Origin of the sequence: Pseudomonas sp. PLB05 (genome assembly GCF_021106615.1) — a bacterium.
GTDB lineage: Bacteria > Pseudomonadota > Gammaproteobacteria > Pseudomonadales > Pseudomonadaceae > Chryseomonas > Chryseomonas benzopyrenica.
Genome location: NZ_JAJOHO010000001.1, coordinates 1,008,014 through 1,022,359, shown reverse-complemented (window position 1 = coordinate 1,022,359; position 14,346 = coordinate 1,008,014). Strand labels below are relative to the sequence as shown.

Annotated in this window: 14 protein-coding genes; 9 read left to right on the top strand and 5 right to left on the bottom strand. The window is 68.7% G+C overall.

Annotation, left to right across the window (positions count from 1 at the left end; genetic code table 11):
* Window positions 1–47: 47 nt before the first annotated feature.
* Complete coding sequence (locus tag LRS53_RS04685; protein WP_231355117.1) at window positions 48–932, bottom strand: LysR family transcriptional regulator; 885 nt, start codon at window positions 930–932, stop codon at window positions 48–50.
* Window positions 933–1,021: 89 nt separating this feature from the next.
* On the opposite strand from LRS53_RS04685, the gene LRS53_RS04680 reads away from it, so the two are divergent.
* Genes LRS53_RS04680 through LRS53_RS04670 form a run of 3 tightly spaced genes read left to right on the top strand, consistent with a single transcriptional unit; the run spans window position 1,022 to window position 4,035 of the window.
* A complete protein-coding gene (locus LRS53_RS04680; protein ID WP_331275288.1) occupies window positions 1,022–2,371 on the top strand; it encodes a CitMHS family transporter in 1,350 nt (449 codons plus the stop codon).
* A complete protein-coding gene (locus tag LRS53_RS04675) occupies window positions 2,372–3,724 on the top strand; it encodes an acyclic terpene utilization AtuA family protein (protein WP_231355116.1) in 1,353 nt (450 codons plus the stop codon).
* On the top strand, window positions 3,721–4,035 hold the full coding sequence (locus tag LRS53_RS04670; protein WP_160922585.1) for an AtuA-related protein: 315 nt from the start codon (window positions 3,721–3,723) through the stop codon (window positions 4,033–4,035). Before LRS53_RS04675 ends, LRS53_RS04670 begins: the two co-directional genes overlap by 4 nt.
* Window positions 4,036–4,042: 7 nt before the next feature.
* On the opposite strand, the gene LRS53_RS04665 is transcribed toward LRS53_RS04670, so the two are convergent.
* Window positions 4,043–4,324, bottom strand: coding sequence for a hypothetical protein (locus LRS53_RS04665; RefSeq protein ID WP_064309489.1), 282 nt, complete (start codon window positions 4,322–4,324; stop codon window positions 4,043–4,045).
* A 198-nt stretch (window positions 4,325–4,522) separates the two neighbouring features.
* Between LRS53_RS04665 and LRS53_RS04660 the strand changes: the two genes are divergently transcribed.
* On the top strand, window positions 4,523–4,981 hold the full coding sequence (locus LRS53_RS04660) for a substrate-binding domain-containing protein (RefSeq protein WP_231355115.1): 459 nt from the start codon (window positions 4,523–4,525) through the stop codon (window positions 4,979–4,981).
* Between the two features lie 15 nt (window positions 4,982–4,996).
* On the opposite strand, the gene LRS53_RS04655 is transcribed toward LRS53_RS04660, so the two are convergent.
* Entirely contained in the window at window positions 4,997–5,968 is a 972-nt protein-coding gene (locus LRS53_RS04655) for an SDR family NAD(P)-dependent oxidoreductase (RefSeq protein ID WP_231355114.1), read from the bottom strand.
* 170 nt (window positions 5,969–6,138) lie between these two features.
* Window positions 6,139–8,022 carry a sigma-54-dependent Fis family transcriptional regulator gene (locus LRS53_RS04650; protein ID WP_231355113.1) on the bottom strand — a complete coding sequence of 628 codons (1,884 nt, stop codon included), beginning with the start codon at window positions 8,020–8,022 and terminating at the stop codon, window positions 6,139–6,141.
* A gap of 365 nt (window positions 8,023–8,387) precedes the next feature.
* Here LRS53_RS04650 and LRS53_RS04645 point away from each other — a divergent pair, with 365 nt between their 5' ends.
* From LRS53_RS04645 to LRS53_RS04625, 5 genes are read left to right on the top strand one after another with little or no spacing between them, the layout of a single operon-like run.
* A complete protein-coding gene (locus tag LRS53_RS04645; protein WP_231355112.1) occupies window positions 8,388–9,437 on the top strand; it encodes an ATP-NAD kinase family protein in 1,050 nt (349 codons plus the stop codon).
* 1 nt (window position 9,438) lies between these two features.
* Window positions 9,439–10,416 (top strand): thiamine pyrophosphate-dependent dehydrogenase E1 component subunit alpha, encoded by a 978-nt coding sequence (locus tag LRS53_RS04640; protein WP_231355111.1) that lies wholly within the window; start codon window positions 9,439–9,441, stop codon window positions 10,414–10,416.
* A 25-nt stretch (window positions 10,417–10,441) separates the two neighbouring features.
* Window positions 10,442–11,461, top strand: a complete 1,020-nt coding sequence (locus tag LRS53_RS04635) for an alpha-ketoacid dehydrogenase subunit beta (protein WP_231355110.1) — start codon at window positions 10,442–10,444, stop codon at window positions 11,459–11,461.
* Window positions 11,458–12,579: an acetoin dehydrogenase dihydrolipoyllysine-residue acetyltransferase subunit gene (locus tag LRS53_RS04630; RefSeq protein ID WP_231355109.1), complete on the top strand. Its 1,122-nt coding sequence runs from the start codon at window positions 11,458–11,460 to the stop codon at window positions 12,577–12,579. Before LRS53_RS04635 ends, LRS53_RS04630 begins: the two co-directional genes overlap by 4 nt.
* A 12-nt stretch (window positions 12,580–12,591) precedes the next feature.
* Window positions 12,592–13,656, top strand: a complete 1,065-nt coding sequence (locus LRS53_RS04625) for a 2,3-butanediol dehydrogenase (protein WP_231355108.1) — start codon at window positions 12,592–12,594, stop codon at window positions 13,654–13,656.
* 48 nt (window positions 13,657–13,704) lie between these two features.
* Here LRS53_RS04625 and LRS53_RS04620 read toward each other — a convergent pair whose 3' ends face one another.
* The gene (locus LRS53_RS04620) at window positions 13,705–14,283 is read right to left on the bottom strand and encodes a glutathione S-transferase N-terminal domain-containing protein (RefSeq protein ID WP_231355107.1); all 579 of its coding nucleotides are present in this window, start codon (window positions 14,281–14,283) and stop codon (window positions 13,705–13,707) included.
* Window positions 14,284–14,346 lie beyond the last annotated feature (63 nt).

The following is a 14,346-nucleotide window of genomic DNA, read 5'->3' as shown; positions in this document are numbered from 1 at the left end:
TGCCCACCTTGCCCGGATGCGCGGGCGGCGTCGAGGGTTACGGCCCATCAATCCGCCTTGCTCAAATATTCGCTCAGCAGCGCGACGAACGCCTGAGTCGCTGGGGTGAGGCTGCGGCCGGTGGGGGTAAGGATGCCCAGCGGCCGGGCCAGGCTCTCGCCGCGCACCGGCAGGGCCACCACCGGGGCCTCGCCGCCCGCCGACTCCGGCAGCAGGGCCAGGCCCTGGCCGGCTGCCACCAGGGCCAGCAGGGTGCTCATGTAGTTGGCTTCCAGCGCCGCCACCAGGCGCAGGCCGGCGGCGGCGAAGGCGAAGTCCAGGCATTCGCGCACGCTGCTGTCGCGACCGGTGAGCAGCAAGGGTACGGCGTCGAGTTCGCCCAGGGTGATTTCGGCGCGGCCCGCCCAGGGATGGTCGCGAGGGACGAACAGCTGCAGGTGATCGACATACAGCGGCTGGAACTCCAGGCCCACGGCCCGTGGCCGGACGCCGATACCCAGGTCCACCTGCCCTTCCCTGACCAGCGTCTCGACCCTACCGGCCACCCCATCCTGCAGGCGGACCTCGATGGCCGGATGACGGGCCTGGAAGGTCTTCAGCAATTCGGGAAAGGGGCCCATGAAGAAGGACGGCAAGGCCGCCAGGGTGATCCGCCCCCGACGCAGGCCCGCCAGGTCCCGGGCATGGGTCTGGACATCGCCCAGGTCCACCAGGACCCGTTCCAGGGGGCCGCGCAGTTCTTCACCCGCGGTGGTCAGCTGGACCCGCCGCGGGGTGCGCTCCAGCAGCTGAACTTCCAGCCACGCTTCGAGTTGCTGGATCTGCACGGTGAGCGCCGGAGGAGACAGGTGCAACTCCTCGGCCGCGCGGGCGAAGGAACCATGACGGGCCACAGCGAGAAAGGCCTGCACGTGCTGGAGCAGATTCTTCATTTTGTTTTTCTGAACGCTGCTTCGGAAGATTCCAATTTACAGGACGTCGGCCGTCTTCGAATACTGCGGGCACAATAACAAAACCTCCCGTGTGCCTGCTTGCCGTGCCACGGTCCAAGGAGTCCGCCATGCTCGCCCTGCTCGGTGTCGTCACCATTCTCGCGTTGCTCGTCGCGGTCATGAGTAAACGCGTCTCGCCCCTGGTCGCCCTCATCGTCATCCCTATTGCCGCCGCCCTGATCGGTGGCTTCGGCCTGGGCACCAGCGCCTTCATCATCGCCGGGATCAAGGGCGTCGCCCCGGTGATCGGCATGTTCGTCTTCGCCATCCTGTTCTTCGGCATCATGACCGACGCCGGGATGCTCGATCCCATCATCGACCGCATCCTGCGCACCGTCGGGACCCGGCCGACGCGCATCGTCTGCGGCAGCGCCCTGCTCGCCCTGCTGGTGCACCTGGACGGCTCCGGCGCGGTGACCTTCCTGGTGACCATCCCCGCCATGCTGCCGCTCTATACCCGCCTGGGCCTGGATCGCCGCATCCTGGCCTGCGTCGCGGCCATGGCTGCCGGGGTCAACTTCCTGCCCTGGACCGGGCCGGTGCTGCGCTCCTCCGCCGCCCTGCATGTACCCGTGGCCGATCTGTTCCAGCCGCTGATCCCGGTGCAGCTGGTGGGCCTGGCCTTCGTCTTCGCCAGTGCCTGGTGGCTCGGGCGCCGCGAGGAGAAGCGCCTGACCCTGGCCGGCCAGGCACCCTGGCTCGCCGGCGGTGGCGCCGGTGCCGCGCCGGAGCGGGTGCTCAGCGAGGCCGAGCGCGCCCTGCGCCGCCCAGAGCGTTTCTGGATCAATCTGCTGCTGACCCTGGTGGTGATGGGCGTGATGATCGCCGGCTGGGTCGATCCGGTGGTGATGTTCATGCTCGGCACCGTGGCCGCGCTGTGCCTGAACTACCCCTCGGTGGACGCCCAGAAGGCGCGCATCGACGCCCACGCCAAGACCGCCCTGACCATGGCCAGCATCCTTTTCGCCGCCGGCGTCTTCACCGGCATCATGCAGGGCAGCGGCATGCTCAAGGCCATGGCCCAGGTGGCGGTGGCCGGTATCCCGGCCGGGCATGGCCAACTGATCCCGGCGGTGGTGGGCTTCCTGTCCATGCCGCTGAGCCTGTTGTTCGATCCGGATTCCTTCTACTTCGGCGTGATGCCGGTGATCGCCGAGGTCGGCCGCAACCTAGGCGTGGATCCGGTGCAGGTGGCCCAGGCCTCGCTGCTCGGGGTGCACACCACCGGCTTTCCGGTCAGCCCCCTGACCCCGGCGACCTTCCTCCTGGTGGGCCTGTGCAAGCTGGACCTCGCCGATCACCAACGATTCACCATCCCCTTCCTCTTCGCGGCCTCGGTGCTGATGACCCTGACCGCCCTGCTCCTGGGAGTCTTCTAGATGACCCGTCTCCTTCGCATCGGCTGTGGCGCCGGCTATTCCGGCGACCGCATCGAACCCGCCGTGGAACTGGCCGAGCACGGTCGCCTCGACTACCTGGTGTTCGAATGCCTGGCCGAACGCACCATCGCCCTGGCGCAACAGGCGCGACTGGCCGATCCCGAGGCCGGCTTCGATCCGCTGCTGGAGGCGCGGATGCGCCGCATCCTGCCACTGCTGCGCCAGGCGGATCGTCCGCGCCTGCGGGTGATCACCAACATGGGCGCCGCCAACCCGACCGCCGCGGCGCGCAAGGTCGCCGCCCTGGCCCGGGAGCTGGGCGTCACAGGGCTCAAGATCGCCGCGGTAGCCGGCGACGATGTGCTGGCCCAGCTGCCGGCCGACGCCCTGCTCGACAATGGCCAGACCCTGGCCGAACTGGGCGACCGCGTGATCTCGGCCAATGCCTACCTGGGAGTGGACGGCATTGTCCAGGCCCTGGAAGCCGACGCCGATGTCATTATCACCGGCCGGGTGGCAGACCCTTCCTTGTTTTTGGCACCGCTGGTGCATGAGTTCGGCTGGGCGGCGGATGACTGGGAGCGGCGCGGACGCGGCACCGTGGTCGGTCATCTCCTGGAATGCGCCGGCCAGGTCACTGGCGGCTACTTCGCTGACCCAGGCTACAAGGACGTCACGGACCTCGCCCGCCTGGGTTTCCCCCTGGCGGAAGTAGACTCCGATGGCCACGCCACCATTACCAAGGTGGCCGGTTCCGGCGGCTGCGTGACCCCGGCGACTTGCACCGAGCAGTTGCTTTACGAGGTGCATGACCCAGCGGCCTATCTGACGCCGGACGTGACCGCCGACTTTTCCGGCGTCGCCCTGCAGCAAGTGGGTCCGGATCGGGTCGTCGTGAGCGGCGCTCGCGGCACCGCGTGGCCGGACCAGCTCAAGGTGTCGGTGGGCTATCGCGACGGCTGGCACGGCGAGGGCCAGCTCTCCTACGCGGGTCCCGGCGCCGTCGCCCGCGCCCGGTTGGCCGGTGCCGTGGTGCGCGAGCGATTGCAACTCTGCGGCGTACCGGTCGAAGAGCTACGTTGTGAGCTGATCGGCTGCGACGCTCTCCACGGAGAGACGCTCGCTGCCCAGGCCTCCGGCGAACCTTGGGAGGTACGGCTGCGGGTCGTTGGCCGCTGCGCCACCCGCTCGGCGGCAGTGCAGATCGGCAACGAGGTGGAAACCCTCTATACCAATGGCCCAGCGGGCGGCGGCGGTGCGACCAAGGCGGTGCGCGAGGTCATCGCCGTGGCTTCGCTGCTCTGGCCCCGAACCGCCGTCACCACCACCCTGGATCTGGAGACGCTGCCATGAAAGTACGCGAGATTGCCCACGTCCGTACCGGCGACAAGGGGGACACCTCGAACATGGCGGTGATCGCCTATCGTCGGGAAGATTTCGACCGCCTGCGCCAGGTCCTAACCGCCGAACGGGTCGCGGCCTGGTTTGCCGACAGCCGCCCGACCGATGCCGCGCCCGTTCGCCGCTACGAGCTACCCGCCCTGGGCGCGCTGAACTTCGTGCTGCCAGGCGCCTTGCGCGGTGGCGTCACTCGCTCCTTGGCCCTGGATGCCCATGGCAAGGGTCTGGGCGCGGCGTTGCTGGATCTGGAGCTGGAGGACTAGGTGCGACTCAGCCGGGGGTGCCGACGCCAGCACCGGGCAAGCGCGTCAGCAGGACGGTGTCCTTGTCGAGGGGCACCTGGGCGCCCTTGCGCCTGAGTTCGTTGATGGCGTGCAGGAGGATCAGATTCACCTGCTCGACCTCGCGCATGTCGTCCGCCTTGAGCAACCGCGAGACCCGCACATTGTGATCAGGCTCGATGAGGGTGATCAGCAGGCCGTCGTTGCGCCGCTCCAGCTCGTGGCGCACGGGCGGATCGAGTTTGGCCAAGCGTTCATGCAACCTGTTCATCTACAGGCTCCCGAAGGAACGTCACCCACTTCAGGCTAGCCGCCTCGATAGAGAACGCAAGGCGTCTACGTCGACTCACGATGCCAGGGTCACTGGCGGGTACCGCGGTGAGAAAGCGGCTGCGGTTTGTCATGAAGCTGCCATCCGCATCCGGCACGCTGGGCCTCTTGACCGCCACCTCGTGGCAGAGGCCTATCCATGGATACCCGCCCCGCCCTCCGCCTGCGCACCCCTGGAGTCACTCCCTCGGCACGCGTGGCGTTGGTTGCCACGTCGACCCGCGGTCGCGCCGCCGCAGCGCACGGCCAGCGCATCGCCCTCGCCACCCAGCATCTACTGACGCTCGGGCATCGTCGGATCCTGCTGGTGACCCCTCAGCAACGGCCAGCCGCCGAGGCCGACGCCGAATTGCAGGCGCATTGCCAGGTCATGCTGGCGGAGGGGCTGGCGCTACTGCCCCGGCTGGAGCTCGATCCGGCGGCTCCCGCCTGCTGGCCGGAGCTTGCCGCTACACTGATCGGCATTGCCCCGACCGCCCTGCTCTGCACCCAGCCTGCCCTGGCCAGGGCGCTGCAGACCGCCCTTACGCCCCAGGGTGAGCTGACCATCGTGGGTCCTGAAACAAGGGATGGGGCGCAGGACGCATCCTGGCACTAGCTCAGACACCCCCCCTCAGAAATTCGACCCCCGGATCGTCCGTCCAGCCTGATCGGGCTGCTGCAGGTTGCCCGAGGTGTCGGCCTTGACCGGATTCCAGTCGATCTCGGCGCGCTGCACCGCAGCGGCCGTGAAGCGTTCGTTGAGCTCCGGCGCCAGGCGATGGCCCCAGTAGGCCATCTTCGCCTTGTAGCCCACGGTGATCTCCTTTTGCGGTTGCAGCAGCGCCTTGACGATGGCCTGTACCGCCTTGTCCGGAGTGTCCTTGGTCGGCAGATCGGGACGATGGCCGGTATAGGTGGCCGCATGGCCCCAGATCGGGGTATCCAGCGCCCAGGGCAGCACCGTCGACAACTGGATGTTGGGCTGCCGCCCGCGACGCAGTTCCTGCTGCAGGACCCGGCCAAGGCTGAGCACCGCAGCCTTGGATGCCGAATAGGTGGCCTGATAGGCATGGGGAATCTCGCCGTCCACCGAGGCTACGTTGACCAGCCGACCATAGCCCTGGCGGCGGAAGCGCTGCAGGGCCAGATGGCTGCCGATCACCACCCCCTTCACATTGGTATCCAGCAGGCGCAGGTGATCGTCCAGCGGGATCTCCTCGAAGCGGCCCACCGCTACCACGCCGGCATTGTTGATCCAGCCGTCGATGCGACCGAAGCGCTGCTCGGCCTGTTCGGCCAGCGCCGTCATCTGCGCCACGTCGGCGACGTCGGTCGGCACCGCCAGGGCCGCGACGCCCAGCGCCTGTACCTCCACCGCCAGGGCTTCCAGGGCTTCGGTCCGCCGCGCCGCCAGCACCAGATTGGCTCCGTGCCGGGCCAGCGCCAGGGCCACACCGCGGCCGACGCCACTGGACGCGCCGGTGACGACGATGGTCCGGCCATTCAGTTGCTGGGGATCGGGCCGCGACGTACGCCGGGACGAGGTGCGGTTCAGCAGGGCCAGGGCGGCAGGTAGGGCGAGCAACAGTGGCAGGGTACGCATCGGGGGTCTTCCTCGCAGTCTGTGTCTGAGGTGTGACCCGTGGGCGGCCGCACTGACGTCCCGCTTGGGACGACCGGAGCCTGGCGCGCCGACGGTGACCGCCTCGCTTGATCGCTGAGATCGCCGTGCCAGGGCAGCTGCCAGCGGCCACGACCGTTCGGCGGAAGACGTCAGTCTTCGGGCTGGCGGTGGGGCATGGCAATGCCGTGCAGCTTGAGCCGTCGATAGAGGGTGGCCCGGGACATACCCAGCGCTCGGGCAGCGGGAACGGCCTTCCAACGGTGCCGCACCAGCGCGGCGAGGATCAATCGCCGTTCAGGGCTATCGACCTGAGGCCGTGGCTCCGTGGACAGCGGCATGCCCGGCTCCAGACTGGCCGGCAGGTGATCGAGGGTGATCAGGGCGCCATCGCACAGGGCGCAGGCATAACGCAGCGCATTGCGCAGCTCGCGCACGTTGCCCGGCCAGTCGTGGGCGAGGATGGCTTCCTGCACCTGGGGCGCCAACTCCGGGACGGCGCCGCTACCGCGCTCCTCCGCCAGCACGCGCCGCGCCAGGGCCAGACGGTCGGCCCGCTCACGCAGCGGTGGCAACTGGAAGACGGCGCCGTTGAGGCGATAGAGCAGATCTTCGCGGAACAGCCCGGCGGCCACCTGTACCTGGAGATCGCGGTGGGTGGCGCAGACCAGCCGCACATCGACCCGCCGCGGCTGGGCGCTGCCTACCGGCAGCACCTCGCCTTCCGCCAGCACCCGCAGCAGGCGGGTCTGCAGGGCCAGGGGCATGTCGCCGATCTCGTCGAGAAACAGGGTGCCGCCATCGGCCGCCACGACCAGCCCCTCGCGTCCCTGGCGCTGGGCCCCGGTAAAGGCACCGGCCGCATGGCCGAACAGCTCGCTTTCGATCAGGCTCTCCGGCAGCGCCGCGCAGTTGAGGGCGACGAAGGGCCGTTCTGCCCGATCGCCACTTTCATGCAAGGCGCGGGCGAAGACCTCCTTGCCGGTGCCCGTCTCACCCGTGACCAGGATCGGCAGGCCGTGGCGATAGAGGCGCTGGCCAGTCTGCAGTGCCTGGCTGACTCGGGGCTCCTGCTCGGGTTCGGCCTCGATGGGCCCGCGGATCAGCGGAATCACCACGCCCAGGCGCTGACGCGGGGCGCGCACCCGGGCGTGAAAATGCGCCTCACCCAGGCGCAGGGGCTCGCCGTCGTCCTCCTGCAACCGCACCGAGGCATCGCGACCGAACAACTCGTCGAGACGCTGCGGCAGGTAGCCCAGCTGATTGAGGCAGAGTTGCCGGGCCGGCCGGTTCAGGCCGGTCAGGCGACCACTCGCGTCCCAGGCCAGCAGGAATTCCGGCTGGGTGTCCAGGTAGCTGGCCTGGGCATGGCCGCAGAGCACCCAATCGCCCCGGGCACTGTGCATGAAGTAGGCATTCTCGATGCGCTGGGCGCTGTCACGGGTGAATTGCTGGATCAGCAACTGGCTGCGCCGGTCATCCGGCGAGCGTGGCGCCGAGACGTCCAGCACCCCGAGCAACTCGCCACCCGGGGCGAATACCGGCGCGGCGGTACAGGTCAGGCCGGTGAAGGCCACGCGGAAGTGATCGGCCTTGTGTACCGTCACTGGCGCGCGGTCGGTCAGCACTGCCGCCACGCCACAGGTGCCCTCCTCCTGCTCGGACCAGCAGGTGCCCAGGTAGAGTCCGGCGCGGCGGCATTCTTCATCGAGCCGATCGCTGACCCGGTAGTCCAGGGTATGGCCCTGGGCATCGGCCAGCAGCACGCAATAGTCGGCTGCCTCAACCCGCGCATGCAAGGCGCCCAGCTCGCCATCGGCGACGCGCAGGAAGTCTTCCGCCGCCTGCTGGTGCTGGCGCAATTCGTAGCGCGAGAGGATGCGCGGGCCGCGCAGGCTGCCCGGGTCAAGCCGATACTGCTCGAAGGAACGGCGCCAGGAATCGAGGATGCGCCCGGGCGGACTGGCCGCGCGCAAGGGCGCGCGCAGGGCCTGGTCGATGGCGCGGGCGTGATAGCGGGCCTGGGTAGACAACATGGGCGTCTCTCCCTGAATTCCGGTCATGGCATGGAAGGCCGGTCATTGTTCTGGCCTTCATTTAGCGCTCCCAGGGCGCTGCCTTCAAGTCCGCGACACCGTGAGACGAATCGTCTCAGCGTCTCTCCATCCCGTCGCAGTCGTGAGACGCCCCGGCGCGTGGAGGCGCTCCTCCCACTGCCTGCCGCTTCCTTCCAAACCCGCGCCCTGCCTGCACTGCAGCGAATTCATCGCGGCTTGGCACCGGCCTTGCTCAGGGCTTTGCGACGCTCCCATCACAACGACAAGAGGGCCAGCCCCATGAGCGCACCCCGGCATCGCCACACGGCTGCCCTGACCGCTGGCCCAGGCCTCGGAGGCCAGCCATGCCCATAACCGTCGGCATCCTGCCCAACCCGGCCTCGGGCCGTGACCTGAGACGGCTGACAGGTAATGCCGCCCTCACCTCCAGCACCGACAAGGCCGGGGTAGTGATGCGCCTGCTGGCCGCCTTTGGCGCCACCGGCGTGGAGCGGGTGCTCTTGCCGCCGGACATGACCGGCATCGCCGCCGCCGTGCTCAAGGCCAGCAGCAGTCGCCAGGCCCGCGAGCAGCGCTGGCCGGAGCTTACGTTTCTCGATCTGCCGCTGACCCAGACCGTGGACGACACCCGGCGCGCCGCGCGGCTGTTGCTGGCCCAGGGCGCCCGGATGATCGCCGTGCTCGGCGGCGACGGCACCCACAAGGCGGTGGCCGCCGAGGTGGGCGACCTGCCGCTGCTGACCCTGTCGACCGGCACCAACAATGCCTTTCCGGAGTTGCGTGAGGCCACCAGCGCGGGGCTGGCCGGCGGCCTGGTCGCGGCCGGCCGGGTCGACCCGACGCTGGCGCTGCGGCGCAACAAGCGGTTGCGAGTGGAAGTGCCCGAGCGCGGCGTCCGCGACTGGGCGCTGGTGGACGTGGCGGTCTGTCGCCAGACCTATCTCGGTGCCCGCGCGGTGACCCAGGTGGAAGATCTTGCGGAGGTTTTCACCACCTTCGCCGAACCCTGGGCCATCGGCCTCTCGGCCTTGTGCGGCCTCTGGCACCCCGTCGCGCGCAGCGCCCCCCATGGCGGCTGGGTGCGACTTGAGCCGGAGGCCCCGGCGCAACTGACCGTCCCGCTCGCCCCTGGCGTGCTGGCCCAGGCCGGAATCGCCGCCAGTGGCCTGCTTCTGCCCGGCGAACCCCGGGCGCTGTCGTTAACCACCGGCACCCTGGCGTTGGACGGCGAGCGGGAAATCGAATTCGGCCCCGGGGAGCGTCCGTTAGTGACGCTGGACCTCGACGGCCCCCTGAGCATCGACGTGGAGCGAGTCCTGGAGCTGGCGGCGCAGCAGCGCCTGCTGGTCCGCCGCCTGCCCGCGTCGGCCCTCGGCAATCCTGGAGAACAATAAGATGAGCGAGAACCCCAGCGTCGAAAATCTGAGCCATGCCTACCGGGTGATGCGCACCATCCGCGCCTTCGAGGAGCGGCTGCACGTGGAATTCGCCACCGGCGAGATTCCCGGCTTCGTCCACCTCTATGCCGGTGAGGAAGCCTCGGCCGCCGGCGTCATGGCCCACCTGGGCCACGAGGACAGCATCGCCTCCACTCACCGTGGCCACGGCCACTGCATCGCCAAGGGCGTGGACGTCTACGGCATGATGGCCGAGATCTACGGCAAGAAGACCGGGGTCTGCCAGGGCAAGGGCGGCTCCATGCACATCGCCGATCTGGAAAAGGGCATGCTCGGCGCCAATGGCATCGTCGGGGCCGGAGCCCCGCTGGCCGCCGGCGCCGCCCTGGCGGCCAAGCTCAAGGGCAGCGACGCCGTTGCCGTGGCCTTCTTTGGCGACGGCGGCTCCAACGAGGGTGCGGTGTTCGAGGCGATGAACCTGGCCTCGGTGTGGAATCTGCCGTGCATCTTCGTCGCCGAGAACAACGGCTACGCCGAAGCCACCGCCTCGAACTGGTCGGTGGCCTGCGACCACATAGCCGATCGCGCCGCCGGCTTCGGCATGCCCGGGGTGACGGTGGACGGCTTCGACTTCTTCGCCGTCCATGAAGCCGCCGCGGCCGCCGTGGCCCGCGCCCGGGCCGGCGAAGGCCCCTCGCTGATCGAGGTGAAGTTCACCCGCTACTTCGGCCACTTCGAGGGCGACGCCCAGACCTATCGCGACCCCAACGAGGTCAAGCAGGCCCGGGAGCAACGCGACTGCCTGATGCAATTCCGCGAGCGGGTGACGCGCTCCGGTCAGCTCCAGCCCGCCCTGCTCGACAGCATCGACCAGGAGGTGGAACAACTCATCGAAGACGCCGTGCGCAAGGCCAAGGCCGATCCCAAGCCCGGCCCGGAAGACCTGCTCACCGACGTCTACGTCACCTACGCCTGATCGGAAAACAACAAGGAGCGCCACCATGGCCAGAAAGATCAGCTACCAGCAAGCCATCAACGAAGCCCTGGAACAGGAGATGCGCCGCGATCCCACCGTCTTCCTCATGGGCGAAGACAACGCCGGCGGCGCCGGCGCGCCCGGCGAGCAGGACGCCTGGGGCGGTGTGCTCGGGGTCACCAAGGGCCTCTACCACAAGTTTCCCGGGCGGGTGCTGGACACCCCGCTGTCGGAGCTCGGCTACGTCGGCGCCGCGGTAGGCGCCGCCGCCCGTGGCACCCGGCCGGTGTGCGAACTGATGTTCGTCGACTTCGCCGGCTGCTGCCTGGACCAGATCCTCAACCAGGCGGCCAAATTCCGCTACATGTTCGGCGGCAAGGCGGTCACCCCGCTGGTGCTGCGCACCATGGTCGGCGCGGGTCTCCGCGCCGCGGCCCAGCATTCGCAGATGCTGACCTCCTGGTGGACCCATATCCCCGGCCTCAAGGTGGTCTGCCCGGCCACGCCCTATGACGCCAAGGGCCTGCTGATCCAGGCCATTCGCGACAACGACCCGGTGATCTTCTGCGAGCACAAGCTGCTCTACGGGATGCAGGGCGAGGTGCCCGAGGAGTCCTACGCCATCCCCTTCGGCGAGGCCAGCTTCCTGCGTGAGGGCGACGACGTCAGCCTCATCACCTATGGCCGCATGGTGCACCTGGCCATGGAGGCCGCCGCCAACCTGGCGCGCCAGGGCGTTTCCTGCGAGGTGCTGGACCTGCGTACCACCAGCCCGCTGGATCGCGACAGCATCCTGGAAAGCGTCGAGAAGACCGGCCGCGCGGTGGTCATCGACGAGGCCAATCCGCGCTGCTCGGTGGCTACCGACATCGCCGCCCTGCTCGCCGAGCAGGCCTTCGATGACCTGCGCGCCCCGGTGCAACTGGTCACGGCGCCGCACACCCCGGTGCCCTTTTCCGATGCCCTGGAAGACCTCTACATCCCCGACGCGGCCAAGATCGAGCGCGCCGTGCTGAAGATCACCCAAGGGAGGCAGGCCGCATGAGCCAGATCCATACCCTGACCATGCCCAAGTGGGGCCTGTCCATGAGCGAAGGCCGGGTCAACGCCTGGCTCAAGGCCGAAGGCGACAGCATCACCAAGGGCGACGAGGTGCTCGACGTCGAGACCGACAAGATCAGCAGCAGCGTGGAGGCGCCCTTCTCCGGCACCCTGCGCCGCTGCCTGGCGCGGGAGGACGAGACCCTCGCGGTAGGCGCCCTGCTGGCCATCGTGGTGGAAGGCGAAGCCAGCGACGCCGAGATCGAGGCGGTGATCGCGCGCTTCCAGGAAGACTTCGTACCCGGTGGCGAAGACGCCGCCGACGCCGGTCCCCAGGCGCAGCGCATCGAGCTCGACGGGCGGCCGCTGCGCTATCTGGAACGCGGCGAAGGCGGACTGCCGCTGGTGCTAATCCACGGCTTCTCCGGCGATCTGGACAACTGGCTGTTCAACCACGAGGCCCTGGCCGCCGAACGCCGGGTGGTCACCCTGGACCTGCCGGGCCATGGTCAGTCCGGCAAGGGCCTGGCCACCGGGGACCTTGCCGAGCTAAGCGCTGCGGTGCTGGCTCTGCTCGACCATCTGGACATCCCCCGCGCCGTGCTCGTCGGCCACTCCATGGGCGGTGCCGTGGCCTTGCAGCTGGCGCAGACCGCGCCACAACGGGTTGCCGGCCTGGTGCTGATCGGCAGTGCGGGACTGGGCCGGGACATCAATGGCGCCTACCTGGAAGGCTTCGTCGCCGCCACCAGCCGCAACCAGCTCAAGGGACCGGTCAGCCTACTGTTCAGCGATCCTGGCCTGGTCACCCGACCACTGCTGGAGGACCTGCTCAAGTACAAGCGCCTGGAAGGGGTGGACCAGGCCCTGAATCGACTGGCCGGCACCCTCTTCCCCAATGGCCAGCAGGCCCAGGTGCTGCGCCAGGTACTCGAAGGCGATCTGCCCGCCCTGGTGATCTGGGGCAAGGCCGACGCCATCATTCCGGTCCAGCATGCCGAAGGCCTGCCGGAAACCGTCCAGGTCGAGATCCTGGACGGCCAGGGCCATATGGTGCAGATGGAGGCCGCGGACCGGGTCAATGCCCTGATCCAGGCCTTCCTCCCCCGCTGCGAACGCTAGAGGAGCCTCACGATGAAAGCAGCCCGTTTCCATGCCGCCCGCGACATCCGGGTGGAAGACGTCCCGGCTCCCGGCGAGCCGGGCCCTACCCAGGTCCTGGTGAAAAACCAGTTCTGCGGGATTTGCGGTACCGATCTGCACGAGTACCTTGGCGGTCCCATCTTCATTCCCACCGCGCCGCACAGCTACACCGGCGGTAAGGTGCCGCAGATCCTTGGCCACGAGTATTCCGGCGTGGTGGAGGCTGTGGGCAGCCAGGTGACAGCGGTGAAACCCGGTGACCGGGTCTCCATCCAGCCGATGGTTTCGCCACGCGACGATTACTACGGCCGCCGCGGCCAGTACCAGCTCAGCGAACAGCTGGCCATCATCGGCCTGTCCCATCCCTGGGGCGGCATGGCCGAGTACTCCCTGGTGGAGGACTACAACGCCATCCCCATGCCGGACGACCTCAGCACCGAGCACGCAGCGCTGATCGAGCCCACGGCGGTGACCGTCTACGCCACTCACCGGGGCGGTGTGAAGCCTGGCGACAGCGTGCTGGTGGCCGGCGCCGGGCCCATCGGCCAGCTGCAGGTCATGGCCGCTCGCGCGGCCGGGGCCACCCGGATCTTCCTGGTGGACCTCAACGACAACCGCCTGGAGATGGCCCACAGCCTGGTGGATGGGCTCGTCACCCTGAATCCCGGCAGCACCGATGTGCTGCGCGAGATCCGCGCCCGGACCGCAGGGGGCGTGGGGGTGGATGTGGCCTTCGAATGCGTGGGCGCCGAGGCGCCCTTGGGACTGTGCCTGGAAGCCGTGCGCCGCCAGGGCGTGGTGGTCCAGGTGGGGATGCAGGGCAAGCCACCGGCGCTGGATGGCTTCACCCTGACCTACAAGGACGTCGACCTGCGCGGCTCCTGGTGCTACTCCACCCTGATGTGGCCCCAGGTGGCCGCCCTGATCGCCAGCGGCCAGCTACCGGCCGAGAAGGTCGTGACCCGCCACATCGCGCTGGACGACGTGGTGGAACAGGGGTTCGAGGCTTTGCTGGACAAGGCCGGGACCCAATTGAAGATCCTGATCGAGCTCTAGGGCTTTACCACGCGGTCGGCGGGGGCCGCCGCGTGGGGCTTTTTTGCTTTACTGGAAAGCCGTCGCGGCAAAGCTGGGACGCGCCAGGAGCCGCTGGTGAAAGGCCACCAGCTGCGGATGCGCGGACCAGCCGATTTCCGGCAGCCGAAAGCTCAGGTAGTCGAGGCCGACCGCCACCAGGTAGTGGCTGAAATCGAGGTCCTCAGTATCCAGTGTGGAAGCCTCGTCCAAGCGCACCAGCAGCCGGTCGATGGCCGCCAGCCGGCGGGCGCCCAGCACCGACTCATCCTGGGCCGCACCGTCATGCTTGCGGGCGATCACCGTGCCGAAGGCCGCGTCGATCAGGCCCTGGCCCAGACCGGCCAGTTGCAGGCGCTTGGCGGAAAGCCGACCGCCGCCGGCCAACAGATGCAGATGGAGGCAGATCAGCAGGGTCTCGCTGAGGGCGATGCCCTCGTCGGTGATCAGTACCGGGACCTTGTTGCCGGGATGGGCGGCCAGCAAGGTCGGATCGTCGTTCCAGGGATCGCTCCACACCAGCTCAAGACGCTCGCCGAAGCCAGCTTCGAGGGCGGTGACGCGCGCGGCGCGGGCATAGGGTGAGGTCTGGTTCAGCAGCAGTTGCATGGCGGACTCCGGGACACGGGCGGGCGATAGAGGCACCCGCCAGTGTAGCCGCTGCCGTGCACC